This window comes from Micrococcus sp. M4NT, assembly GCF_033790745.1.
GTDB lineage: Bacteria > Actinomycetota > Actinomycetes > Actinomycetales > Micrococcaceae > Micrococcus.
In genome coordinates this window covers 54206-78968 of the sequence record NZ_JAMYEH010000009.1, presented here as the reverse complement: position 1 = coordinate 78968, position 24763 = coordinate 54206, and the positions used below count along the sequence as shown (strand labels likewise).

Annotated in this window: 22 protein-coding genes; 9 read left to right on the top strand and 13 right to left on the bottom strand. The window is 75.3% G+C overall.

The window, feature by feature from the left end; all coding sequences use genetic code 11:
• Window positions 1–25: 25 nt before the first annotated feature.
• The 6 genes from hpt to NJC10_RS07705 are packed head-to-tail and all read right to left on the bottom strand — an operon-like array spanning window position 26 to window position 5571.
• Window positions 26–577, bottom strand: coding sequence for a hypoxanthine phosphoribosyltransferase (gene hpt, locus NJC10_RS07730; RefSeq protein ID WP_319075704.1), 552 nt, complete (start codon window positions 575–577; stop codon window positions 26–28).
• Between the two features lie 52 nt (window positions 578–629).
• Entirely contained in the window at window positions 630–1901 is a 1272-nt protein-coding gene (tilS, locus tag NJC10_RS07725) for a tRNA lysidine(34) synthetase TilS (RefSeq protein WP_319075702.1), read from the bottom strand.
• A gap of 13 nt (window positions 1902–1914) precedes the next feature.
• Window positions 1915–3132, bottom strand: a complete 1218-nt coding sequence (locus tag NJC10_RS07720) for a zinc-dependent metalloprotease (RefSeq protein WP_413466410.1) — start codon at window positions 3130–3132, stop codon at window positions 1915–1917.
• Window positions 3133–3183: 51 nt separating this feature from the next.
• Window positions 3184–4653, bottom strand: a complete 1470-nt coding sequence (gene dacB, locus NJC10_RS07715) for a D-alanyl-D-alanine carboxypeptidase/D-alanyl-D-alanine-endopeptidase (protein WP_319075700.1) — start codon at window positions 4651–4653, stop codon at window positions 3184–3186.
• On the bottom strand, window positions 4650–5174 hold the full coding sequence (locus NJC10_RS07710) for a helix-turn-helix domain-containing protein (RefSeq protein WP_319075698.1): 525 nt from the start codon (window positions 5172–5174) through the stop codon (window positions 4650–4652). The genes dacB and NJC10_RS07710 overlap by 4 nt, the downstream gene beginning before the upstream one ends.
• A gap of 58 nt (window positions 5175–5232) precedes the next feature.
• Window positions 5233–5571, bottom strand: a complete 339-nt coding sequence (locus NJC10_RS07705; protein WP_319075696.1) for a hypothetical protein — start codon at window positions 5569–5571, stop codon at window positions 5233–5235.
• Window positions 5572–5674: 103 nt separating this feature from the next.
• On the opposite strand from NJC10_RS07705, the gene NJC10_RS07700 reads away from it, so the two are divergent.
• Both NJC10_RS07700 and NJC10_RS07695 read left to right on the top strand, forming a co-directional pair.
• Window positions 5675–6262, top strand: a complete 588-nt coding sequence (locus NJC10_RS07700; protein ID WP_319075695.1) for an inorganic diphosphatase — start codon at window positions 5675–5677, stop codon at window positions 6260–6262.
• Between the two features lie 98 nt (window positions 6263–6360).
• Window positions 6361–6993 carry a hypothetical protein gene (locus tag NJC10_RS07695; RefSeq protein ID WP_319075693.1) on the top strand — a complete coding sequence of 211 codons (633 nt, stop codon included), beginning with the start codon at window positions 6361–6363 and terminating at the stop codon, window positions 6991–6993.
• Window positions 6994–7113: 120 nt separating this feature from the next.
• Here the strand turns inward: NJC10_RS07695 and NJC10_RS07690 are convergent, their stop codons facing one another.
• Together NJC10_RS07690 and serS are read right to left on the bottom strand one after the other, a co-directional pair.
• Window positions 7114–7956: an HAD family hydrolase gene (locus NJC10_RS07690; RefSeq protein ID WP_319075691.1), complete on the bottom strand. Its 843-nt coding sequence runs from the start codon at window positions 7954–7956 to the stop codon at window positions 7114–7116.
• 153 nt (window positions 7957–8109) lie between these two features.
• Window positions 8110–9396 (bottom strand): serine--tRNA ligase, encoded by a 1287-nt coding sequence (gene serS, locus NJC10_RS07685; protein ID WP_319075689.1) that lies wholly within the window; start codon window positions 9394–9396, stop codon window positions 8110–8112.
• A 41-nt stretch (window positions 9397–9437) separates the two neighbouring features.
• Here serS and NJC10_RS07680 point away from each other — a divergent pair, with 41 nt between their 5' ends.
• The gene (locus NJC10_RS07680; protein ID WP_319075687.1) at window positions 9438–10565 is read left to right on the top strand and encodes a diacylglycerol/lipid kinase family protein; all 1128 of its coding nucleotides are present in this window, start codon (window positions 9438–9440) and stop codon (window positions 10563–10565) included.
• A 38-nt stretch (window positions 10566–10603) separates the two neighbouring features.
• Here NJC10_RS07680 and pheA read toward each other — a convergent pair whose 3' ends face one another.
• Window positions 10604–11536: a prephenate dehydratase gene (gene pheA, locus NJC10_RS07675; RefSeq protein ID WP_319075686.1), complete on the bottom strand. Its 933-nt coding sequence runs from the start codon at window positions 11534–11536 to the stop codon at window positions 10604–10606.
• Window positions 11533–11859, bottom strand: coding sequence for a rhodanese-like domain-containing protein (locus NJC10_RS07670; protein WP_319075685.1), 327 nt, complete (start codon window positions 11857–11859; stop codon window positions 11533–11535). Before NJC10_RS07670 ends, pheA begins: the two co-directional genes overlap by 4 nt.
• A 54-nt stretch (window positions 11860–11913) precedes the next feature.
• Between NJC10_RS07670 and NJC10_RS07665 the strand changes: the two genes are divergently transcribed.
• Window positions 11914–13386, top strand: coding sequence for an amidase (locus NJC10_RS07665; protein WP_319075683.1), 1473 nt, complete (start codon window positions 11914–11916; stop codon window positions 13384–13386).
• A gap of 24 nt (window positions 13387–13410) precedes the next feature.
• Here the strand turns inward: NJC10_RS07665 and NJC10_RS07660 are convergent, their stop codons facing one another.
• From NJC10_RS07660 to NJC10_RS07650, 3 genes are all read right to left on the bottom strand, one after another.
• Window positions 13411–13977: a DUF4190 domain-containing protein gene (locus NJC10_RS07660; protein WP_319075680.1), complete on the bottom strand. Its 567-nt coding sequence runs from the start codon at window positions 13975–13977 to the stop codon at window positions 13411–13413.
• A 225-nt stretch (window positions 13978–14202) separates the two neighbouring features.
• On the bottom strand, window positions 14203–16359 hold the full coding sequence (locus tag NJC10_RS07655) for a PIG-L family deacetylase (protein WP_319075678.1): 2157 nt from the start codon (window positions 16357–16359) through the stop codon (window positions 14203–14205).
• Window positions 16356–17519 (bottom strand): acyl-CoA dehydrogenase family protein, encoded by a 1164-nt coding sequence (locus NJC10_RS07650; protein WP_319075677.1) that lies wholly within the window; start codon window positions 17517–17519, stop codon window positions 16356–16358. Before NJC10_RS07650 ends, NJC10_RS07655 begins: the two co-directional genes overlap by 4 nt.
• A 159-nt stretch (window positions 17520–17678) precedes the next feature.
• On the opposite strand from NJC10_RS07650, the gene NJC10_RS07645 reads away from it, so the two are divergent.
• The 5 genes from NJC10_RS07645 to NJC10_RS07625 all read left to right on the top strand — a co-directional run bounded on the left by NJC10_RS07645 (window position 17679) and on the right by NJC10_RS07625 (window position 24760).
• A complete protein-coding gene (locus NJC10_RS07645; RefSeq protein WP_319075675.1) occupies window positions 17679–18164 on the top strand; it encodes a Fur family transcriptional regulator in 486 nt (161 codons plus the stop codon).
• 108 nt (window positions 18165–18272) lie between these two features.
• A complete protein-coding gene (gene katG / locus NJC10_RS07640; RefSeq protein WP_413466416.1) occupies window positions 18273–20567 on the top strand; it encodes a catalase/peroxidase HPI in 2295 nt (764 codons plus the stop codon).
• 174 nt (window positions 20568–20741) lie between these two features.
• A complete protein-coding gene (pgm, locus tag NJC10_RS07635; protein ID WP_319075671.1) occupies window positions 20742–22460 on the top strand; it encodes a phosphoglucomutase (alpha-D-glucose-1,6-bisphosphate-dependent) in 1719 nt (572 codons plus the stop codon).
• A gap of 334 nt (window positions 22461–22794) precedes the next feature.
• Window positions 22795–24204, top strand: coding sequence for an aldehyde dehydrogenase family protein (locus NJC10_RS07630; protein ID WP_404466050.1), 1410 nt, complete (start codon window positions 22795–22797; stop codon window positions 24202–24204).
• A gap of 1 nt (window position 24205) precedes the next feature.
• Window positions 24206–24760 (top strand): hypothetical protein, encoded by a 555-nt coding sequence (locus tag NJC10_RS07625; RefSeq protein ID WP_298710780.1) that lies wholly within the window; start codon window positions 24206–24208, stop codon window positions 24758–24760.
• Window positions 24761–24763: the final 3 nt, after the last annotated feature.

The window sequence follows — 24763 nt, the reverse complement described above, 5'->3', positions numbered from 1 at the left end:
CCTTCTCCCCCGCGGACGGCGGGGGTCAGCTGTAGACGTGCGGGGCCAGCGTGCCGACGAAGTCCAGGTTGCGGTACTTCTCGGCGTAGTCGAGGCCGTAGCCCACCACGAACTCGTTGGGGATGTCGCGGCCGACGTACTTCACGTCGATCTCCACCTTCATCGCGTCCGGCTTGCGCAGCAGCGCGCAGATCTCCACCGACTCCGGGCCGCGGGACTCGAGGTTCGCCTTGAGCCAGGAGAGGGTCAGCCCCGAGTCGATGATGTCCTCCACGATCAGCACGTGGCGGCCGGTCAGGTCCGCGTCGAGGTCCTTGAGGATCCGCACCACGCCGGAGGACTTGGTGCCGGAGCCGTAGGAGGACACGGCCATGAAGTCCATCTCGACGTGCGAGTGCAGGGCCCGGGTGAGGTCGGCGACCACCATCACGGCACCCTTGAGCACGGCCACGAACAGGAGGTCCTTGCCCTCGTAGTCGCGGTCGATCTGCGCGGCGAGGTCCGTGATGGTGTCCTGGACCTCCTCCTTGCTCATGAGGACGTGGGTGAGGTCTTTCCGGACATCCTGTGCGTCCATGCGGGTGCCGCTCCTGGGTGCTCGTGCGGGTGGGGCCGGCGCCGGGTCGCGGTCAGCAGCCGGGGCGTCGGGGGATGAGGACCAGTCTGGCACACGGGCCCCGATCGTCGGCCTGCCCGGAGGCCTCCGCGACGCACGTCACTCCGGGCCCCTCCCGGACCGCACGCACACCGCCGGCCAGCTCCACGGGACCGGCCGACGTGCCGCCCCGGCGGGCCCCCGTGACGAGGGTCTCCACGGCGAGCACCCGTTCCCGAGAGAGGTCCTCCGCCCCCGCCCGGCGGGCGGCGCGGACGATCACCCGGCGGCGCACCGCCGGCGGCAGGGCGGCCAGCCCGTCCAGATCGAGCGCCACCACGACGCCGGGCGCCTCCCCCACGGGGCGCCCCGCCTCGGCCACGGGGTCCGGAGCACCCGCAGCGGCACGCGCGTCCCCCAGGAGCAGGCCCGCGAACTCCCGACCGGCCCACGCGTCGAGGGCGTCGGCGTCCTCGGCGGCCAGGGCGGCGGTGCGCGTGAGGGCGTCGCGCACGCCGGGGCCGAGGCCGGCGTCGGGGTCCTCGAGGGCCGGCAGGACGCGGGTGCGGATCCGCGAGCGCAGCAGGGCCGGAGCCCGGTTGTGGGGGTCCTCGAACCAGGCGATCCCGGCCCACCGGCAGATCGCCTCGGTGTCCGCCCGGGTGAGGCCGAGCAGGGGCCGGGCCACGGGGATGCCGCCGGGCAGGGTCCCGCGCGTCGGGATCCCCGCGAGCGACCGGGTGCCGGATCCCCGGGCGAGGCCGAGGAGCACCTGCTCGGCCTGGTCGTCGGCGGTGTGGGCGGTGAGCACGAGGGCGAGGGCGTCGGCGGACGCGGCCTCGGCGGCGCGGGCCAGAGCCTCCCGACGCGCGGTGCGGGCCGCGGCCTCGGGGCCGTCCCCCGCGGGGACCACCCGCACGGGCGTCACGGTGACGGGGTCCAGGCCGAGGCCGCGGGCGACCTGCGCGGCGGCCGCCGCGACCGCCGCGCTGCCGTCCTGCAGCCCGTGGTCCACCACGACGGCGCCCACCGGACCCAGCGGCCGCCCGGCGCGCGTCGCCGTCAGCACGGCGCAGGCCACCGCGAGGGCCAGGGAGTCCGCCCCGCCGGACAGCGCCACGAGTGCCCGGGGGGCCTCCCCGCCCTCCTCGGCCCGCGCCCGAGACGACCCGCGCCCACCGGTCGCGCCGCCGTCGGCGTCCGGTCCGAGGACCGTCCGCACCGCGGCCACGGCGCGGTGGAGGGCCCCCGGCCAGCGGGCGCGCCGCGGCCACGGGGTGACCGCGTCCAGGGCGGGGAGCGTCACCGGAGCGGACCCGTCAGGCCTCGGCGCGGATCCGCGCCACCCACGTCTCGGGCGCGTGGATCTCCGCCTCGCTCGGCAGCAGCTCCGGGGCGTCCCACACCACGTTGAACCCGTCCATGCCGATCTCCCCGACCACGGCGTCCACGAACCGCTGGCCGTCCCGGTACTGGGCCATCTTGGCGTCCATCCCCAGGATCCGGCGGATCGCCCGGTCCACCGCGGAGCGGCGGTCCCCGCGCTCGTCGAACCGGCGGCGGATGGTCTTGACGGAGGACACGACGGAGGAGTCCACGGCGTCCATGACGACGTTCGCGTGGCCCTCGAGCAGGGACATCACGGCGGTCACGCGGGACAGGCGCTCCCGGTCCTCCTCGTCCTGGAACGCGCCGAGCAGGCCCAGGCTCGGCCGGCCCGACGTCACAGCCGGGCCCGCCTCCCCGCCGGCGTGGCTCGCGACGCCGCCGCCCCGACCCCGCACGGACCCCGCCAGGGGGTTCGCGGCGGCCAGGGCGGAGCGCAGCCGCTCGGGCAGGGACTCGGCCTTGTCGAACAGCCCGCCGGTGAGCCCCGTGATCTCCGACCGCAGGTGCCCGCGCAGCCACGGGGCGGCGGCGAACTGGACCCGGTGGGTCTGCTCGTGCAGGCACACCCAGAGCCGGAAGTCGGCGGGGTCCACGTGGATCTCGCGGCGCACCTGCACCACGTTCGGCGCCACGAGCATCAGGCGGCCGCCCGCGGGGCCGGCGGGGACGCCGTCGGGCCCCGGGAGGGCGCTGAACGGGTCGTACTGGCCGAGCACCTTGGCGGAGAGCCACGCGAGGATGCCGCCCATCTCCAGGGCGGTGGCGCGCGTCGCGACGGGCGTGGTGGCGGCCTCGTACTCAGCCGGGCGCGTGGCCTGCAGGTGTGCGAACGTGGGGCCCAGAAGCGCCGCGAAGGACTGCGTGTTCGCGCGGGACCACGTGGGGCGGTCCACCACGAGCACCTGGGAGTCGAGCAGGTCCCGGGCCGCCTCGAGTCCGGTCAGCCGGTGGACGTGCGGCACGGAGGCCGCCGCGGCCGCACGGAGGCCCTCGGCCTCCCCGCGCGCCTCCCGCGCGGAGGTGCGCGGCCCGGCCACGGTGAGGGCCTCGGCCGTGCGGGCGGCGAACGCCCAGTCCACGGGGTGCACGGCGGGTGCGGCCGGGCCGGCGGTGGGGCCGCCGGACATGCGGGGCTGGTCTGCGCTCATGCGGCCCATCCCATCACAGGCGCCGGGCACGGGACCGGGTCCGGTGCCCGCTCACAGGGCGGCGACCGCGGCCACCGCCTCGTCGATCGCCGCCCGCGCCGGCTCGATCTGCCAGTCGACCTCGGAGCACACCACGCTGAACGCGAGCACCCGCCCCGACGTCGTGGTGACGGTGCCGGTGAGGGAGACCGTCTGGTCGAGGGTGCCGGTCTTGGCGGCCACGGCGCCGCGTGCGGGCGGGGACGGGAAGCGCTCGCCCAGCGTGGAGTCCTCGCCGGGGCGCGGCAGCGCGTCCAGCACCCCGTCCTGGGCCGGCTCCGCCGAGAGCCCCGTCACCACGTCCACGAGCTGCTCCGGGCTCACCCGGTTGGCGGCGGCGAGGCCGGAGGCGTCCACGACGTCCATGCCCGCCGTGTCCGCGCCCAGCGCCGCGACCCGACGCTCGAGGAGTGCGGCGGCGCCGTCGTGGGTGGCGGGGAGCCCGGCCGCCGCGGCCGCGGTGTGCGCGAGGGTCTCGGCCACCTGGTTCTCCGAGTGCATGAGCATGTGCTCGACCTGCGCGCGGACGGGAGCGGACGTCACCTCCGCCACGGACGCGGCCGCGCGCACCTCCTCGCGGGGCGCCTGCGTCGCGGGGACCTCCTCCCGCACGGCCACCTCGACGCCGCCCTCGCCCGCCTCCGCCGCGTCCTCCGCGAGGGCGGCGAGCTCGGCCTGGAAGGTGCGGGCGGCGGACGCGGCCGGGTCCGCCAGCCGGTCCTGTCCGGTCCCCGGCGTGGCCCGCCCGCCGTAGGTGGCCAGCGGCTGGACAGGGGCGATGTTGCCGCTCTCCACCATCCCCGTGGACCACGCCGGGTTGAGCGGGGCCTCGTCCTCGAACAGGCGCAGGTCCGTGCTCACCACCACCCGGCCGGTGACGCCGCGCTCGTCCAGCCCGGCCAGGGTCCGCTCCGCGAGGGTGCGCAGGCCGGCGCGGCCCGCCACGCTCGAAGGGTCCGAGGCCCCCGTGCCGAGCAGGACGTCGCCGCCGCCGACGAGCACCAGTTCCGTGGCTCCGCCGTCCGCCGCCGGACGGGCGACCACGCGGGTGGTGAGAGCGGTGTCCGGGCCGAGCGCGTCCACGGCGGCCGCGGCCGTCAGGAGCTTCATGGCCGACGCCGGCGCGACCGGCTCGTCCGCGCGCCGGGAGAACAGCACCCGCCCCGTGGCGAGGTCACGGAACTCCGCGGACGCCACCCCCGGGGCCGCCGCCAGCCCCGGCTCGACCGCGTCCGCCACCGCGGCGGCCGAGGGCACCTCCCCCGGGGCCGAGGTCGAGGCCCGCGGCGTCGGGGAGGGGGACGGCGTCGTCGTCGGGGAGGGGGACGGGGCGGGGGCGGACCAGACCGCCGAGGGGGCGGGCCCCGAGGCCAGTCGCGGGAGCAGGAAGTCCCGGGCCAGCATGCCGAGCAGGGTGGCCACGGCCAGCGCCAGCAGCACGCAGAGGACGACGATCGTGCGATCGGAGCGACGGTCGGTCACGACGCCACCGGGGTGGCGTCGCCCGCGGCGACGGACCGGGCCGCGGAGAAGAGGGCGACGAGCTCGTCCGCGCCGCTGCGGCGCGCGGCCTCGAGCACCGCGTCCCACTGCGCCGCGCTCGCCCGGTGGTGATGGGCCGCGGCGAAGGCGTCGGGTGCGGCGTCATCGAGGCGCGCGTCCGACGTCGCCGCCGCACCGTCACCGGTGACCGCACGCACGCGCGTGGTCAGCACGGGGTCCGACGCGCGGACCTCCTCCAGCACGGCGGCGCGGTCGCCCTCTCCCATGCGCTCCTCGAGCATGACGAGGCGCGCGTAGACGGCGGGGTTGCCGATCTTGATCCGCTGCCCGGAGCCGAGCTGGGAGAGCATCGGCGCGGACAGGCCGAGGACCCCGGCCAGGGAACGCTGGCTGACCCCGTACGCCTCGCGCAGGACGCCGAACCGTTCGCCCAGCGGCTGCCCGTAGAGCGCGCGCTGCTGGTCGAGGTTGTCCCGGAGGTCGTGATCGGTGAGAGCCATGCCGACCATGATGACGGACCCGCGGTTGCAGGTGCAAAGCCGCCGCGGCGTGCCGGCGTCAGTCCGCGACCTCGGTCCACGTGGACGCGCCGTCCCCCCACGTGCACACGAGGTGGCGGCCGTCCACGCCGCGCACCTGCGTGCCGTGCTCCGCCGCGAGGCAGCCGTCCCCGAGGCGCACGGAGCTGGTGATCCGAGGGGAGCCGGCGGAGGAGGGAGTCGCGGGGCCGCCCGGGCCCTCGGCGGAGGACGTGGCCGGCGGCGCGGGGGCGGTCGTGGCGGACCCCTCGCCCACCTCTCCGCCCCGTCCTCCCAGGAGCAGTGCCAGTGCGGTCGCCACGGCCAGGAGCCCCAGGACGATCAGCGCCCACGCCCAGCCGCGAGTGCCCTGCCTCACGCACCCCTCCGTCGCAGTGGCGGGGCGCGGCGGTAGGCTGGCGACAGTTCCGCCGGGCGGCGCGCCCGCCGTCCGGGAATCGCCCCTGTCTGAAGGAGAAGCCATGGCGCACGACGTCACCATCGAGATCCCCGCGGGCTCCCGCGTCAAGTACGAGTTCGACCACGAGACCGGCCGCCTGCGCCTGGACCGCGTGCTGTTCACCTCGATGCAGTACCCCACGCACTACGGCTACTTCGAGAACACCCTCGGCGAGGACGGCGACCCGCTGGACGCCCTCGTGTTCCTGCCGGGCTTCGACCTGGTGCCCGGCTGCATCGTGGAGGCCCGGCCGGTCGGCGTGTTCAACATGACCGACGACGGCGGCGGCGACGCCAAGCTGCTGTGCGTCCCCGCAGACAAGCGGTTCGACCACATCGCCGAGCTCGAGGACGTCGAGGAGTCCCTCAAGGCGGAGATCGAGCACTTCTTCACCCGCTACAAGGACCTCGAGCCGGGCAAGTGGGTCAAGGCCGAGGGGTGGCAGGGCCGCGCGGACGCCGAGAAGGAGCTCGAGGCCTCCATCGAGCGCTTCGCCGCCGCCGGCGAGCACTCCCCGTCCGACGAGCCGCAGGGCCGTGAGGTGGACACCGAGGAGCCCGCTCCGGCCACCGAGGAGGGCCCCGAGACCGACGTGCCGCAGGGCCGCTGACCCCCGGACCATCCCCGGCGCGTCCCGCGCCACGCACGACGGCGGCCGCTCACCCATCCGGGTGGGCGGCCGCCGTCGGCGCTGGCACAATCGAGCGCATGCTCGTGCTCACCCTCAACCAGCGGGACACCCCCGACGCCGGCGATCGCGTGGACGCCTTCCTGCGCAGCCTGGACGCAGTGCCCGGGCTCGACGCGGCGGCGGCGCTGCCCTTCCAGCGTTCCGTGGGCGACGAGCTGATCGGCGCGGTCGAGGACCCGGCCCTCGCCGTGGACGTGGCGCTGCGCGCGCTGCGGGAGCGGCGCTGGAACGTGGGGGTCGGCGTCGGGGGCGTGATGCACGCGGACGGGACGCCGGGCCTGCCGGAGTCCGGGGACGTCCACGACGCCGGCGGGCCGGCGCTCTCCGCCGCGCGCCGCGCCGTGGAGGCGGCCGCCCTCTCCACCGCGCGCATCCCGCTGGCCGTGCGGGGCCGGGACGAGACGGCCGCGGCGGAGGCCGAGGCGGTGCTCAAACTGGTGGGCCAGCTCGTGTGGACGCGCACCGAGGCGGAGTGGGCCGTGCTGGACCTGCTCGTCCCCGGCGTGCGCGGCCAGCAGAGGCCCGCCGCCGAAGCACTGGGGATCACGGTGCAGGCGGTGTCCCAGGCGACGCAGCGCGCGTTCTGGAACGAGGAGCACGCCTGCCGGCCGGCTGCCGCGCGGCTGCTGGGCCTCGTCGATGCCGCCTGAGACAGCCCTCCCCCTGCCGCCCACCGGCGCCCGACTCCCCGCTGACGGCTGACCCCTGCGTTCCAACCGTCGCGCCAGCCGGGTAGCGGCGGGAGCATCAGGCTCAGCGCCGGTGGTCCGTCAGACGGCCGCCGGCTCCTGCACGCGCACGCCGGCGGGGCGGTCGGCCTCCGGGACGAGCGACCACAGCACGTCCGCGAGGCCGTGGTCGTCCACCCCGCCGGTCACCTCGTCCGCGGCCTCCTTGACCTCGCGCACGGCCTGGCCCATGGCCACGCCGCGGCCGGCCCAGCGCAGCATCTCGAGGTCGTTGCGGCCGTCCCCGACCGCCACGGTGTCCTCGATGCCCACGTGGAGCACGGTGCGCAGCCCCTCCAGCGCCGAGGCCTTCGTGACGCCCGCCGCGGCGACGTCCAGCCACGCCGTCCAACCCACGGAGTACGTCACACCGGAGAGGCCGATGCCCTCCACCGCGCGGCCGAACTCCTCAGCCGAGGAGTCCGTGGAGAACACCACGAGGCGCACGGCGGTGGCGTCCATGAGCGCGTCGAACGTGGTGCCCGTGGCGTCCACGCCGAAGGAGGCGTCCTGGAAGCGCTCGGTGGAGAGGAACCGGCCGTCCGGGACCTCCACGGCGTACTTCGCGCTGGGCAGGCGGCGACGCAGCTGCGTGAGCACGGAGCGCGGCTCGAACGTGCGGCAGTCCGTCACCTCGTAGCCGTCCTCCAGGCCGCGGTCCAGGCGCAGGGTGACGCCGCCGTTCGAGCAGACCATGTAGCCGGCGTCGATCCCGAGGGACTCCCCCACCGGCAGCGTGGCCCCGCGGGAGCGCCCCGTGGCGATCACGACGTGGTGGCCCGCCGCGACGACGGCCTTGACGGCCTCACGCACGGGCTCATGCAGGTGCCCGTCGTGGTCCACGATCGTTCCGTCCACATCCAGGCATACGAGCTTCTTGGTCATGGCCCCACCCAACCACACGGCCCGGACGGGACAGCGACGCGCGGGTGAACAGCCGGGACGCCCCCTCACCCCCGAACGAGGTGTCACGAAGTGTGGGTATGCGGCCGCCATACCCACACTTCGTGACACCTCGTTCCCCGGGGGGGCACGGGGTCAGAGGACCTCGAACCGCTCCAGCCCGCCCACGTAGGGGCGCAGCGCCTCCGGCACGGTCACGGAGCCGTCCGCGTTCTGGTGGTTCTCCAGGATCGCGACGATCCACCGCGTGGTGGCCAGCGTGCCGTTGAGCGTGGCGACCATGCGAGTGCCGCCCTTGGCGCCGTCGTCGTTCTTCATCCGCTCGCGGATGTTGAGGCGGCGCGCCTGGAACGTGGTGCAGTTCGAGGTGGAGGTCAGCTCTCGGTAGGTGCCCTGCGTGGGGACCCACGCCTCGCAGTCGAACTTGCGGGCGGCGGAGAGGCCGAGGTCGCCGGCGGCGGTGTCGATCACGCGGTAGGGGACCTCGACGGCCGCGAGCATCTGCTCCTCCCACGCGAGCAGGCGGGCGTGCTCCGCCTCGGCCTCCTCCTGCGTGGTGTAGACGAACATCTCGAGCTTGTTGAACTGGTGCACGCGGATGATGCCGCGGGTGTCCTTGCCGGCCGAGCCGGCCTCGCGGCGGTAGCACGTGGACCAGCCGGCGTAGCGCACGGGCCCCTCGGAGAGATCCATGATCTCGTCCGCGTGGTAGCCGGCCAGGGCGACCTCGGAGGTGCCCACGAGGTAGAGGTCGTCCCGCTCGAGGCGGTAGATCTCGTCGTCGTGCTGCACGTCGAAGCCGGTGCCCTGCATGGTCTCGGGGCGCACGAGCGTGGGCGGGATGACGGGCACGAACCCGTTCTCGATCGCCAGGTCCAGGCCCATCCGCATGATGCCCAGCTCGAGGCGGGCGCCCACGCCCTTGAGGAAGCTGAAGCGGGCACCGGAGACCTTCGCACCGCGCTCCATGTCGATCGCGCCGAGCAGCTCGCCGAGCTCCAGGTGGTCCCGGGGCTCGAAGCCGTCCGCCGCGAAGTCGCGCGGCGTGCCGACCTCCTTGAGCACCTCGAAGTCGTCCTCGCCGCCGGCCGGGATGCCCTCCACGATGAGGTTGGGGAAGCCCCGCTGCAGGTCGGCCACCTGCGCCTCGGCCTCACCGGCGGCCGCCTCCGCCGCCTTCACCTGCGCGGCGAGGTCCTTCACCTCGGCGAGCAGGGCCTGCTTCTCCTCGCCCTGGGCCTGCGCCACCTGCTTGCCGAACGCCTTCTGCCGGGCGCGCAGCTCCTCGAAGCGGGTGATCGCGGAGCGCCGCGCGGCGTCCGCCTCGAGGAGGCGGTCCACGAGGGACGCGTCCGCCCCACGGGCCTCCTGGGAGGCGCGGTACTTCTCGGGCTGCTCGATGAGGTCCTTGACGTCGATCACCCGCCCAGACTAGCGAACCCGCGCCCCTCTAGACTGGCCGCATGCCCCTCGAACTGATCCTGGCCGTCCTCGCCCTCGTCGCGGTGGTGGCCCTGGCCGTCGTCGTGATCGGCCACGTGGTCTCCGGCCGGCGCCGCGACCGCGAGATCGCCGCCCTGCGCGCGGACCGCCAGTCCCTGGCCGCCCGTGTCGAGGAGCTGCGGGAGCGCGTCGTCGCCACCGAGGAAGCCGCGGCGCCCTCCCACGAGGTGGCGCTGATCCTCAACCCCGTGAAGAACGACGCGGAGCAGGTCCGCGGCAAGGTGATGGACGCCGTGCGGCACTACGGGTTCGGCGAGGCGCTCGTGCTGGAGACGGCGGAGGACGACGCCGGCACCCAGATGGCCCGGGACGCGATCGAGGCGGGCGTCGGGCTCGTGATCGTGGCCGGCGGCGACGGCACGGTGCGGCTCGTGGCGGAGGAGCTCACCGGCTCCGGCATCCCGCTGGGCGTGGTCCCGATGGGCACGGGCAACCTGCTGGCCCGCAACCTCGACCTGCCGATCAACGACCTCGAGGAGTGCATCCGCATCGCCCTCCACGGGCGCCGCCGCGTGATCGACACGGTGGACATCCGCCTCACGGACGCGGACGGCGGTCAGCGCCGGGACACGTTCACGGTGATCGCCGGCGCCGGCTACGACGCGGACATCATGGGCGACACCCGCGACGACCTGAAGAGCAGGGCGGGGTGGCTCGCCTACAGCGAGGCGGGGCTTCGCCACCTGGGCGGCGCGCGCCACGAGGTCACCGTCACCCTCGACGGCGGCACGACCAAGCGCTTCAAGGTGCGCAGCGTGATGGTGGCCAACTGCGGCATGCTCACGGGCGGCCTGGAGCTGCTGCCGGAGGCCAAGCTCGACGACGGCCTGCTGGACGTGGTGGTCCTCTCCCCGAAACACGCCCTCGACTGGGCACGGATCGCCGCCAAGACCCTGGTCCGCTCGAAGCGACCCATCCCCGTGCTCGAGACGGAGCAGGCCACGCGGGTCTCGATCCGCCTCGCCGAGCCGATGCCCTCCCAGCTCGACGGCGACGCGACCGGCGACGTCGTGGCCATCGACGCCCGCGTCCAGCCGGACACGCTCACCGTGATGATCGGGAACGAGGAGCGCGCCTCGGTGGAGTGAGCCGGCGGACGAGCCGGCCTCGGCGTCGAGGACCCGGGTCAGCGCCCGCGCAGCCCCTCGACCCACTCCCGGCCGGCCCGATAGGCCTCGTCCGAGGTGTGCGGCGCCACGACGGCGGCCCGGTGCTCGGCCCGCGGGTAGGAGCCGAGGAACCGCACGCCCGGGAAGATCCGGTGCAGGGCGGCCAGCGCCGCCCCCACGCGCTCCTCGGCGAGGTGCCCCTCGAGGTCGATCGAGAAGAAGTACTGGCCCAGCCCCGTGCCCGTGGGCCGGGACTCGATGCGCGAGAGGTTGACTCCGCGCGTCGCGAACTGGTCGAGGATCTCCCGCAGCGCACCCGGGTGGTCGTTCGGCAGCGGCACCGTGAGGGTGGTCTTGTCCGAGCCGGTGGGCGCGGGCAGTGAGCCGGGCCGGGAGACGAGCACGAAGCGCGTCACGGCGCCCGTCACGTCCTCGACCCGCTCCGCGAGCACGGGCAGACCGGTCTGCTCGGCCACGAGCGGTGCGCACACGGCGGCGTCGAAGGCCGCGCCCTCCAGCAGCAGGCGCGCGCCCGCGGCGGTGGAGGAGGCGGGGGTGAACTCCGCCGCGGGCAGGGTCGCCTCCGCCCACCCCCGCACCTGGGCCCACGCGTGCGGGTGCGTGGTGATGCGGCGGACGTCCCCGAGCCCCGTGACCCCGGGCCGCCCCACGAGCACGAAGCTGATGGGGACGAGCACCTCGGCCAGGATCTGCAGCTCGTCGCCCAGGGCGATGTCGTCCAGGGTGGCGGAGACGCCGCCCTCGACCGAGTTCTCGATGGGCACCATCGCCCGGTCCACCTCGCCGGCCCGGACCGCGGCCAGGGCCGAGATCACCGACGCGGCGGGCACGAACTCCGAGCCCTCCTCATCCGCGACCCGGCGGAGCGCCGCCTCCGTGAAGGTGCCCTCGGGGCCCAGGAAGGCGTAGCGGGGACGCTCAGGGCTCACTTGACGGTCGGCTCGGCGTCGCCGTCGGCCTCCATGGGCTTGCCAGCCTCGAGCCACGCGCCCGAGCCGCCGGCCACGTTGATCGCCGAGTAGCCGCGCCCCACGAGGAACTCCGCGGCGCGCGCGGAACGGCCGCCCGTGCGGCAGATCACGTGGTAGTCGGTGTCCGGGTCCAGCTCGTCCAGGCGGTCCGGCAGCTGGCCCAGCGGGATGTGCTGGGCGCCGGCGGCGCGCCCCAGGGCCCACTCGTCGTCCTCGCGCACGTCCAGGATGGGGGCGTCGGCGGGGATCTGGTCCACGGTCACGGTCTCGAAGTTGCTCATGGCTCCACCCTACGGCGGCGCCCGGACACCACAAGGCTGGCTACCCTCGTCCCCATGGAGAACTCCGCCGCCCGCACCGCCCGACTCCTCGACCGCTCCGCCGTGGAGCTGCGGGACGCGCTGGCCGCACGCGAGCTGTCCGCGCGCGAGGTCACCCGGGCCGCGCTCGACGCCGCCCACGCGAACGCCGACCTCGGCGCGTTCGTGGTCCTGGACGAGGAGCGCGCTCTCGCCCGGGCGGACGCGCTCGACGCCGAGTCCGCGCGCCGCGGCTCGCACGCCGCCGGCTCCGGCGCGGACGCCCGGCGCGCAGCGGGCGACGACGTCGTCCCCGCCTCCCTCCACGGCCTGCCGGTGGCGTTCAAGGACCTGGTCGACGTGGCCGGGCTGCCCACGCGGCAGGGCTCCGCCCTGCTGGCCGACGCCCCGCCCGCCGCCGAGGACGACCCGCTCGTGGCCCGCCTCGGCTTCGCGGGGACCGTGACCCTCGGCACGACCACGGTCCCCGAGTTCGGCCTCGACTCGTACTCGGAGAACCTCGTGGACGCCCCCGCCCGCAACCCCCTGGACCCGGCGCGCACGCCCGGCGGCTCCTCGGGCGGCTCGGCCGCGGCGGTGGCCGCCGGGATCCTGCCGTTCGCCCCCGGCTCCGACGGCGGCGGCTCGGTGCGCATCCCCGCCGCGGCCTGCGGGCTCGTGGGCCTCAAGCCGGGCCGTGGCACGCTGCCCACGGACCGGTCGGAGGACACCGTCCGCAACCTCACCGTGGCCGGCCCTCTCGCCCACACCGCGGCGGACGCGGCCCTGCTCTTCGACGTCCTCGCCGGCACGGAGGGCTTCGCCGGCCGCGCCCTGACGGACGTGCGCAGCACCGTGGAGCGGGCGAGCGCGGGCGAGCTCGGGGACCCCCGGCGGATCGGGGTGACCATGGCCTCGCCCTTCAGCCCGGACGTGGAGATCACGCTGGCCCGCCCCGCGATCGCCGCCCTCACCCGTGCCGCGGCCGCCCTGGGCGGCGGCGGCCACCGCGTGGAGGAGTTCAGCCCCTACTACGGCGAGGACTACCACCGGGACTTCCGCACGGCGTGGACCTCGGGCCTGCTCGAGGCGCCCCTGCCCGACGGCGCCGAGGTGCACCTGGGCGCCGTCGCGGCCTCGTTCCTGCGCTCCGCGCGGGCGACGGGCGCCGAGGAGATCAGAGCCGCCGTCGCGCGCCTGGAGGAGTGGGCGCACGGGATGCGCGCGCAGTTCTCGGACGTGGACGTCGTGATGACGCCCGTGCTGGCCACGGCGCCGCCCCTCGTGGGGCACTTCCTCGCCATGGCGCCGGAGGAGAACTACGCGGCGCAGTGCGCCTTCACCCCCTACACGTCCATGGTCAACGTGATGGGCCTGCCCGCGGTGTCCGTGCCCGTGCTCACCGACGACGACGGCCTGAGCTGGTCCGTGCAGCTCATCGGCCGGGCGGGCACCGAGGGGGCCCTGCTGCAGCTCGCGGCGCACCTGGAGCTGCTGCTGGCGGGGTGAGCGGGGCCCCGCGGTCTCCGGTGATCAGGCGTCCAGGCCCTGGACGGCGTCGTTGTACACGGCGTCCATGGACATGCCCATCACCACGATCAGGAGGATGAACCCCACGACGAGCAGCGCCAGCAGCGCGAGGGAGATGTAGTTCATCACCAGCCCCGCGATGGCCATGCCGCGGCCGTTGGGCTCCCGCTTGAGGCCCATGTGGCCCAGCACCACGCCCACGATGGGCGGGAAGAACAGCATGAGGCCGCCGACCAGGGACACGATGCCGAGGATCATGGAGGACACGGACAGCCCTGTGCCCGCGGTCTGCCCCGGTGCGAGGGGCTGGCCGCCGTACGTGTAGGCGGGCATGCCGCCGCCGTACGCGCCGTAGGACCCCGGGGCGGTCCCGTAGGCACCCGGGGATGCGCCGTCGCCGCCCCGGCCGTACGGTCCGGGCGCGGTGGTCTCCGGCCCACGCGTGCCGGAGGCGTCCGGCCAGCCGGCGGCGCTCGACCCGTTCGCGCCGTCGGCGGAACCGCTCCCGTACCAGCTCGGCTGGGACGCGGGAGCGCGGTGCGGGTCGGGCTGGGCGTTCGGCTCGGTCATGTCACCAGTCTAGTCGGCAGGGCCTCACGCGCCCCAGGCCCGGTCACTGGCCACCGGACCCGCCCGCCGGTCACCGCGCTGCCGAACCTGCCCCACCGGACCCGCCTCCACGCGAGCTGGGCGCAGTACTGCCAGGCAACCTCGGGGGTTGCCTGGCAGTACTGCGCCCAGCTGAAGGGCAGGCGCGCCGGACAGGCGCTCCAGGCCGATGCGCCCTGGGCCCGCTCACTCCCCGCCCGCCTCCCGCAGGAACCCGGAGAACCCTCCGGGGGTGCGGCCCACCAGGCGGGCCGAGGTGCAGACGCGCGCGCGGTCCGTGGCGATCACCCGCTCCTCACCGAGTGCCCGCACCGCCCCGGTGAGCTCCACGTCCTCGTGCTCGGGGACGGCCGGGAAGCCGCCCGCGGCCTCGTAGAGGGACCACGGCAGGCCCAGGTTGGCGCCGTGCACGTGGGGGTGCCCCTCGCCGTGGCGGTAGGCGGCCCGCCAGGCCTCGAGCGCGGCGTGGCGGGCGGTGCCGGCGGCGCCCTCCGCCGCTCCGGAGCCCTCACCGGAGCCCGCGCCGCCTGCCTCCAGCTCGACGTCCACGGTCCCGAGCACGAGGGCCTCCCGCTCGCCCGCCGTCGTCGTCTGGGCGAGGAGCCAGTCGGCGGGGACGCGCGAGTCCGCGTCCGTGGAGGCGAGCCAGAGGCGCTCCGCGGGCACGTCCGGGAAGAGGCCGCGCGCGTGCCCCGCCGCGGCCCTGCGGGCCCGGCCGACGCCGCCCTCGCCGTCGCCGAGCTCGAGCACGTGGAGACGCGGGTCCGCGTGGCGGGCGCGCTCGGCGACCGACACGGTGGCGTCCTCGCACCCGTCCGCCGCCACGACGACGGCCGCGGAGCCCTGCGCGTGGTGCTGCTCCCAGCGGTCCACGGCCGTGCTCAGCGCCGCGAGACAGCCGGGCAGCAGGGCCTCCTCGTTCCGAGCCGGCACCACGACCACGGCGTGGGTGGCCGCGGCCGCGCGCACGTGGAGGCTGATCCGGAAGTCGTCCTCGGTGTGCTCGGCATGCAGGCGCCAACGCGGGTCGGCGGCCACGCGGGCGTGCACCGTGTCCCCGTCGAGGGGCCAGCCCTGGATCGGGTGGCGCCAGTGGCACAGCAGCAGCTCCCCGCCGGGGGCGAGGTCCTCGGCCACGCGGTCGAGCATGGCGTCCAGCTCCTCGGGCTGCAGGAAGTAGCCGATCTCCGAGGCGATCACGAGGTCGGCCCCGGCCGCGTCCGCGGGCCACTCCCCCGGCAGCACCGCGCGGCGCACCTCGGCATCGGGCAGGCTCGCGAGCCGCTCGGCCGCCCGCTCCACCGCCACCGGAGAGGCCTCGAGCCCCACCACGCGCTCCGCCCGCTCGGCCACCTGCGCGGTGAGCACGCCGATCGACGCGCCCGCCTCCACCACGGTGCCGTACCGCGGGCGGGTCAGCATCGCGAGGGTGAGCGCGCGCTTGCGGGCCTCGTAGGGGGAGCTGAGGTACCGCCACGGGTCCGCGTGCTCCCGGTACAGCCGGTCGAACACGGCCGCGGCGCGGCCGGCGTCGGCGTCCTCGGGGCCGGAGTAGCGGTGCACCTCGAAGGGCCGCTCGTGGTGGGCCAGGACGTTCGGGCCGAGGATGGCCTCGTCGCCGGGCGCCTCGGACAGCGGCGCCACCTGGGAGGCGTGCGCGGCGAGGGAGGCGCGGCGGGCCGCCCGGTCCTCATCGGTGAGGGGCAGCCGCCGGTAGCGGCGCGCGGGCAGGTCCGCGGGGTCGCCCCAGTGCCAGAACCAGATGGGGAACGCGCACAGCGGCAGGTCGCGCTCGCCGGCCAGGTCCGCGACAACGGCGCCCACCGCCTCGTGGTCCGCGTGCCCGTCCCCGGGGTCATGGGAGGCGAGGACGACGGCGCCGTCCGGGTGCGCACGGAGGTGCTCCTCGATCGCCGCGACGACCGCCTCCCGCACCGCGTCCGCGTGGTCCGCGACGCCGGAGTCGGGCAGGCCGAGCGAGGTCCAGGTCAGCGCCTCGCGGCGGTCCCCGCCGTCCGGGCCGGTGCCGGCCGCGAGCGCGTCCATCGCGTGGTCCATCTCCCCGCGGCGGATCCGGACGAGGTCCTCCGGCGTGTGGGTCGGCGAGTCCGGGTGGGAGGCCTCGCCCGCGGTGGCCACGAGCACGCGCACGCCGGCCCCGCCCCGCAGCGCCGCGCGGATCAGGCCGGTGGCGCCGAGCGTCTCGTCGTCGGGATGCGCGACGGCGACCAGCAGCAGGGTGCGCGGGGTCCAGTCCGGCGGGGTCAGGGCGGGCAGCTCGGCGATGCCCCCCGCGGCCCAGGCGTCCTCGGAGGTGCCGGCGTCCAGGTGGGAGAAGCTCACCAGGCCCACGCACCGTCGGTGGTGGGGACCGGCGCCGCGTCCCGAGCGTCCCCGCGCTCCAGCAGGGCCCGGCCGAGGCGTGCGTCGTCGCGGTGGCCGTGGTGCTGGCGCAGGTAGACCTGCAGGTCCGCCACGGCCCGCGCGTGCCGCGCGTTCCCCGTGAGCGGGCCGGGACCGGTGGCCTGCCCGACGACGTCGAGCACCTCCGTGCACAGCTGCGTCACGGTGCCGCGGATGCGGTCGGCCTCGAGCATGCCGTCCCCGTGGTCGAGGCGCCCCGCGTCCACGTCGGCGGCCGCGCGCGCGAGGAGGGTGCCCATCGCGTGCAGGAGGCGGTCGACCCGGCCGAGCGCGGCCTCGCCGACCTGGTCCGGGCCGGGGCCCGCGCCCGCCGCCCGCCGCCGCAGGGAGTCCCGCAGGGCGCGCGCGATGCCGACGGCCCCGCCGAACCACACCGCGGCCACCCCGATGCCGCCCCACGCGAAGCCCGGGCGGGTCAGGTACCACTCGTCCTCGCCGACGGGCTCGCCGGGGACGTCCGCGAAGCGCAGGCCGACGGTGGTGATGGGGGCCAGGCCGAGGGCGGGCCACGCGGCGTCGGCCGCCGTCACACCGGGATCGCCGAGGTCCACGAGGAGGGCGTGGCGCACGCCGTCGCCGTCCTTCGCGGTGACGACCGCGTGGGAGCACTCGTCCGCGAGAGAGCACCAGGGCTTCTCGCCGTCGAGGCGCCAGCCGTCGTCGGTGCGGCGCACCGTCGGGGTCTGCCCGCCCGACTCGGACGCGTAGACGCCGAGCAGGCCCTCCGGGGCGGGGACGCCGGCCTGGGACAGGATCGAGAGCGCGTCCAGGTGGGGCTCGAGCACCCGGGCGGCGGAGAGGTCCTGCGCGGCCACGGAGGCGAGCAGCTCCCACTGCTCGCGGGTGGCGCCCTCGCCGGTCAGCGGGAGGTCGAGAGGGGCGTCGCCGTCGGCCGCGCCCTCCCGCAGCAGCGCCACCATCGGGGCGACGTCGCCCCCGCAGGCCGCAGCAGTCGAGAGGAAGGCGGCGTCGTCGCGGGGAAGCACGCGGGCGCCCGTGGGGAGCGGCCCCCGCTCTCCCCGTGTCGACGACCGCTCCCCGGAGACCAGGGGGAGCCGGACGGGCTCGGGTGCGCTCATGACGGGGCCTTTCTTCCGCGTACGGCCGCGGTGCCGCACTGGGCATTCACCCTAGCGAGCGGCCCCGGAGCGGGGGAACGGCCCGGGGCCGGGGCGTCACACGCGGAGACGGACGTGGCAGGGGCGGCTTTCTTGACAAGTTCCAGAAAAGGCGGTGACATGGGGCCCATGCGCCCGTCGTCGACAGCCCCGCTCCCCGAGCATGCGCTCCTGCGCGACGCCGGGCTGCGTGTGACGCGCCCACGGCTCGCGGTGCTGACCGCCCTGCGCGCCCACCCGCACGCGGACGCGGCCGCCGTCCTGACCGCGGCGCGGGAGGCCCTGCCCTCCGTCTCGCACCAGGCGGTCTACGACTGCCTCCACGCGCTCACCGAGGCCGGGCTCGTCCGCTCGATCCAGCCCGCCGGCTCCGCCGCGCGCTACGAGATCCGCCGCCATGACAACCACCACCACCTCGTGTGCCGCGGGTGCGGCGCCGTGGTCGACGTGCCGTGCCACACCGGGTCCGCCCCGTGCCTGCAGGCGCAGTCGGACCACGGGTTCCTCATCGACGAGGCCGAGGTCTACTACTGGGGCCTGTGCCCCGCGTGCCGCGACGGACAGGACGAGGCGGCCCCGCCGTCGTCGTCCGCCGCGGCCCCCTGAGCCCCCCATCCACCCCGCGACCCCACCTTCCGTCCCCGAAAGGATCACGCCATGAGCGCTGAAGAGAAGAACCTCCCGCACGGCGAGGAGAGCACCACCGTCGGCGAGATGAACGACACGGTCGCCGTCGGCCAGCCCACCGCGCCCCGCCACGACGCCGACGGCCCGGACACGGCCACCGACGCCGCGGCCACGAACCCGCAGTCGGACGCCGCCGAAGGGAAGTGCCCCGTCGCGCACGGCGCCCCGCTGGCGCACCCGACCTCCGGCGACGCCAACCAGCAGTGGTGGCCGAACCGCCTGAACCTGAAGATCCTCGCGAAGGACCAGCCGGTCCAGCGCCCCGAGGACGGCGGCTTCGACTACCCGGCCGCGTTCGAGAAGCTCGACCTCGCCGAGGTGAAGGCGACCATCGCCGAGGTGCTCACCACCTCCAAGGACTGGTGGCCGGCCGACTTCGGCAACTACGGCCCGTTCATGATCCGCATGGCCTGGCACTCCGCGGGCACCTACCGCGTGACCGACGGCCGCGGCGGCGCCGGCGAGGGCCAGCAGCGCTTCGCGCCCCTGAACTCCTGGCCGGACAACGCCTCCCTGGACAAGGCCCGCCGCCTGCTGTGGCCGGTCAAGAAGAAGTACGGCCAGTCCCTCTCCTGGGCCGACCTGATCGTCCTGGCCGGCACCGTGGCCCACGAGGTCATGGGCATGCCCACCTTCGGCTTCTCCGGCGGCCGCATCGACGCCTATGAGCCCGCCGACGACGTCTACTGGGGCCCCGAGACCGAGTGGACCAACGGCGGCGCCGAGCGCTACAAGGGCGACCGTGAGCTGGACAACCCGCTCGCGGCCGTCGAGATGGGCCTGATCTACGTGAACCCGGAGGGCCCCGAGGGCGAGCCGGACCCGCTGAAGTCCGCCAAGGACATCCACGAGACGTTCGCCCGCATGGGCATGAGCGCCGAGGAGACCGTCGCGCTGATCGGCGGCGGCCACACCTTCGGCAAGACGCACGGCGCCGGCCCCGTGGAGGGCAACATCGGCGCCGAGCCCGAGGCCGCGGACATCGAGCAGATGGGCCTGGGCTGGAAGAACGCCTACGGCGAGGGCAAGGGCCGCGACACCATCACGTCCGGCCTCGAGGTCACCTGGACCTACCACCCCACCCGCTGGGACAACGAGTTCTTCCACATCCTCTACGCGTACGAGTGGGAGCTCATGGAGTCCCCGGCCGGCGCGAAGCAGTGGCGCCCCGTCAACGGCGGCGGCTCCGACATGGTGCCCGAGTCCGACTTCAAGGGCCGCCGCGAGCCCCGCATGATGACCTCGGATCTCGCCCTGCGCTTCGATCCCGTGTTCGGCGAGATCTCCCGGCGCTTCAAGGACGACTTCGCCGCGTTCCAGGACGCCTACGCCCGCGCGTGGTTCAAGCTGACCCACCGCGACATGGGCCCGATCGCCCGCCACTACGGCCCCGAGGTGCCCGCCGAGGAGCTCGTGTGGATGGACCCGGTCACCGCCCCGGCCCAGGTCCCCGGCGACGCCGAGGTCCAGGCCGTCAAGGACGCCGTGGCCGGCTCCGGCCTGTCCGTGACGGAGCTCGTGAAGACCGCGTGGGCCGCGGCCTCCTCCTTCCGCTCCTCGGACAAGCGCGGCGGCGCGAACGGCGGCCGCATCCGCCTCGAGCCGCAGCGCTCGTGGGAGGTCAACGAGCCGGCCGTGATCGGCCCGGTCATCGCGAAGCTGGAGCAGATCGCCGAGCAGACCGGCGTCTCCTTCGCCGACACCCTCGTGATCGCGGGCAACTGGGCCGTGGAGAAGGCGGCCGCCGATGGCGGCGTGCCCGTCTCCGTGCCCTTCACCCCGGGCCGCGGCGACGCGACCCAGGAGCAGACGGACGTGGAGTCCTTCGGCCACATGGAGCCCAAGATCGACGGCTTCCGCAACTGGGATCCGCGCCCGTCCAAGCAGTTCCCGTCCGAGTTCGCGCTCGTGGACCGCGCCAACCTGATCGGCCTCTCCGCCCCGGAGATGACCGTGCTCGTGGGCGGCCTGCGCGTGCTGGGCGCCGTGCACGGCAGCACCACGGACGGCGTGTGGACGGAGAACGTGGGCGTCCTGTCCCAGGACTTCTTCACCTCCATCACGGACATCGACACGCAGTGGGAGAAGGTGGCCGAGGGCCGCTACCGCGGCGTGACCGCCGAGGGCAAGGAGCTCTTCGGCACCCGTGACGACCTCGTGTTCGGCTCCAACTCGGAGCTGCGCACCCTGTCCGAGGTGTACGCCGCCGACGACGCCAAGGAGAAGTTCGTGCGCGACTTCGTGGCCGCGTGGGCCACGGTCATGGACGCGGACCGCTTCGACGCGCGCCGCGCCGCCAAGGAGTCCGCGAACCAGGGCTGACGCCCCTGGGCCTCGGACGCCCGGACACGCCGAGGTCCTGGCCGGACGACGACGGGCGCTCACCCTCGCGGGTGGGCGCCCGTCGTCGTGGGGGGGGGTGGGTGCGTCAGGCCAGGACCGTGCGGCAACCGCGAGTTCTTCCCCCGCTCACCCGCGCGTGCCAAGGTGAGGGGCATGACCGAGAACGCCGCTCCCGTCCCCGCCTCCCAGCGCCCCGGCACCCCCGCACTGCCGGAGGACCTGATCGACGTCGAGGCCCTCCTCGAGGCCTACCGCACGGGCCACCCGGACCCGTCCGACCCGGCGCAGAAGGTCGTCTTCGGCACCTCCGGCCACCGCGGCTCCGCGTTCAAGACCTCCTTCAACGACGACCACATCGCCGCGATCACGCAGGCCGTCGTCGAGTACCGGGCGCAGCACGGCATCACCGGCGCCGTGCTGGTCGGCAAGGACACCCACGCCCTCTCCGAGCCCGCGCAGGACACCGCGGTGCAGGTGCTGCTCGGCAACGACGTCGAGGTGCTCGTGGACGCGCGCGGCGGCTACACGCCGACCCCGGCCGTCTCCCACGCGATCCTGCACCTCAACGAGGGCCGCGACCTCACGCCGGCGGGCTTCTCCGCCGACGGGGACAACGCCGGTCTCGTGGACGGGCTGGTCATCACGCCCTCCCACAACCCGCCCGCCGACGGCGGCTTCAAGTACAACCCTCCGCACGGCGGCCCCGCGGACACCGAGGCCACGTCCTGGATCGCGAACCGCGCGAACGAGCTGCTCGCCGCGGGCCTCGACGGCGTGCGCCGCGTGGGTGCGGACGAGGTCGCCGGCCATCCGAAGCTGGGCGAGTTCGATTTCCTGGACCGCTACGTCACGGACCTGCCCGAGGTGATCGACCTCGAGGCGATCCGCGAGGCCGGCGTGCGGATCGGCGCGGACCCCATGGGCGGCGCGTCGGTGGCGTACTGGGGCGAGATCGGCAAGCGGCACAGGCTGGACCTGACCGTGGTGAACCCGGAGGTGGACCCGCGGTTCGGCTTCATGACGCTGGACTGGGACGGCAAGGTCCGCATGGACTGCTCCTCCCCCCACGCGATGGCCTCGCTCATCGAGCGCATGACCCCGGACGCGGACGGGGTGGCCCCCTTCGACGTCGCCACCGGCAACGACGCCGACGCGGACCGTCACGGCATCGTCACCCCCGACGGCGGGCTGATGAACCCCAACCACTTCCTCGCGGTGGCCATCGACTACCTCTACCGCAGCCGGAAGGGGTGGCCGCAGGACGCGGGCGTCGGGAAGACCCTCGTCTCCTCGTCGATGATCGACCGCGTGGCGCGCGACCTCGGGCGCGACCTCGTGGAGGTGCCGGTGGGCTTCAAGTGGTTCGTGCCCGGCCTGCTGACCGGCACGGGCGTGTTCGGCGGCGAGGAGTCCGCGGGCGCGTCCTTCGTGACCTTCGACGGCGACGCCTGGTCCACGGACAAGGACGGCCTCCTGCTGTGCCTGCTGGCCGCGGAGATCATCGCGGTCACGGGCCAGTCCCCGTCCGAGCGCTACCGGGACCTCGTGGCCCTGCACGGCGCCCCGGCCTACGCGCGCATCGACGCCCCGGCCACCGCCGAGCAGAAGGCCCGCCTCAAGGAGCTCACCGCGGACGACATCACCGCCGAGACCGTGGGCGGCGAGCAGATCCTCCACGCCCTCACGACCGCCCCGGGCAACGGGGCGGCGATCGGCGGGCTCAAGGTGGTCACGCAGAACGCGTGGTTCGCCGCGCGCCCCTCCGGCACCGAGGACGTCTACAAGATCTACGCGGAGTCCTTCCTGGGCGAGGAGCACCTGGCGCAGGTGCAGCAGGACGCGCAGCGGCTGGTGGACGGCGTCATCGGCTGAGCGCGGAGGCGCACCCTGCCGCCGCCCAGCCCGCCTGGGTAGCGTGGGCTCCATGAGCAACGGCACCCCCGAGCAGCCCCGTCCCCGCCACGCGAGCGAGGAGCCGGACACGACCCGCACCGACGCCGCCTCCCCCCACGACGGCAACGTCACGGACACCGCGGACACCGCGGACGACGCAGCGGCGACCGGCACCCCGGCCCTCCTGACGACGGCCGGGGCCCTCCCGGAGGGCCTGGCCGCGGACGTCGGCTGGGACCTCGGCGAGGACGAGCCCGAGGAGGAGACCGCCGAGCCCCTGCGCGAGCCGCTGCCCACCGAGGCCCTGCCGATCATGCCTGCCGGCACCCGACCCGAGGAGCCGCACGCCGCCGTCGGGAGGCTGCGCGCCGCCGCCCGCCTGCGCGCCGCCCACCCCCGCACCGTGCGCCTGCACCAGCTGCGCGGGCTGAAGCGGATGCTCACGGAGCAGCAGGAGCGGTTCGTGAACGCCCTGGGCGAGGACCTCGGCAAGGCGCCCACGGAGGCGCTGATGACCGAGGTGATCTCGGTGCGCTCGGAGGTGGACCACGCGATCCTGCACCTGAGCGAGTGGATGGAGCCGCGGCCCGCGAAGCTGCCGCTGACCCTGCAGCCCGCGAGCGCCGAGGTGCGGCCACGGCCCAAGGGGCTCGTGCTGATCATCGGCGCGTGGAACTACCCCGTGCAGCTCACGCTCGCCCCGCTGGTGGGCGCGCTGGCGGCGGGCAACGCCGTGGTCATCAGCCCCTCGGAGAAGGCGCCCGCCACGGCCCGTGCCCTGCAGGAGCTGCTGCCTCAGTACCTGGACTCCGCGCTGATCTCCGTGGTGGCCGGCGGCAGGGACTGCAACACCGCGCTGCTCGCGGAGCCGTGGGACCACATCCTCTACACGGGCGGCGAGCGCGTGGGGCGGATCGTGTACGAGGCCGCGGCCAAGACGCTCTCCCCCGTCACGCTGGAGCTGGGCGGGAAGTCCCCGGCGGTGGTGACGCCCGCGCGCAACACGGGGGCGATGGCCCGCCGCCTCGCGTGGGCCAAGTTCACCAACGCGGGCCAGACGTGCGTGGCCCCGGACTACATCCTCGCCGTGGGCGAGGAGGCCCACGCGCAGGTGGTGGCCGAGCTGCCGAAGGCGATCCGCGAGTTCTACGGCGCGGAGCCGCGCGAGTCCAAGGACTACGGCCGCCTCATCTCCGCCGAGCACGCCCAGCGCCTCGCGGACATGGTGGAGAAGGACGTGGCTGCCGGCGCCGAGGTGCTCGTGGGCGGCGAGGTCGACCCGGCCGCGCGCTACATGGCGCCCACCGTGGTCACGGGCGTGCAGCCGGACGGTGCGCTCATGCAGGAGGAGCTGTTCGGCCCCGTCCTGCCCGTGTTGAAGGTGGGGGCGTTCCAGGACGCGCTGGACTTCATCGCCGACCGCCCGCACCCCCTCGCGGCGTACCTCTTCACGGACCGCCCGCGCCTGCACCGCGCGTTCGACGAGCAGGTCCAGGCCGGCGGCCTCGGCTACGACGTCGCCCTGCTGCACGCCGGCATCACCACGCTGCCCTTCGGCGGCATCGGATCCTCCGGCATGGGCGCCTACCACGGGCAGGCGGGCTTCGAGACGTTCTCCCACCTGCGCCCGTCCATCACGAAGTCGGACCAGGTGGACACGCTCAAGACCGCGTACCCGCCGTACGGCTGGATGAAGCGCAAGATGATCCCGAAGATGCTCTGACATGGACAGCCGGCTGCGCCGCCTGCCGCCGGCCCTGGTGATGACGGGCCTCCTCGCCGTCACCGGGTGCGGCGCCGGGCCGACGTCGGGAGGGTCATCGGAGGGTGCCGGCGCCGGGTCCCCGAGCGGGGCGACGCCGTCGCGCATCTCCGCCTCCGACCTCGCCGCGCCCGGCGCGGCTCGGGGCCGGGGCGGCGATCTGCCGGTCGGCACGCAGCCCCACGCGGTGACGTCCCTGGCCTGGGACGGGCGCCCCGTGGCGACGGGTCCGTGGACGAGCGTGGACGTCGACACGGGCGCGCCGTTCACGTTCACCGCTCGGGAACTGTGCGGGCAGCCGCGCGTGGACGTCCTGAGCGTGACGCCGGACGGGTGGCAGGCGCACCCGAGCGAGGGCCAGCCGGCCGTCGCGTGCCTGCCCGAGGACGAGACCGCCTCGGCAACCGAGGCGGTGCGTCGGCTCTTCGACGGCCCGGTGGCCGTGGACGAGGCGGAGGACGGCGCGCTCACCCTGACGCGGGCCGGCGTCGAGCTGGTGCTGGCGCCGCGACGGTGAGGC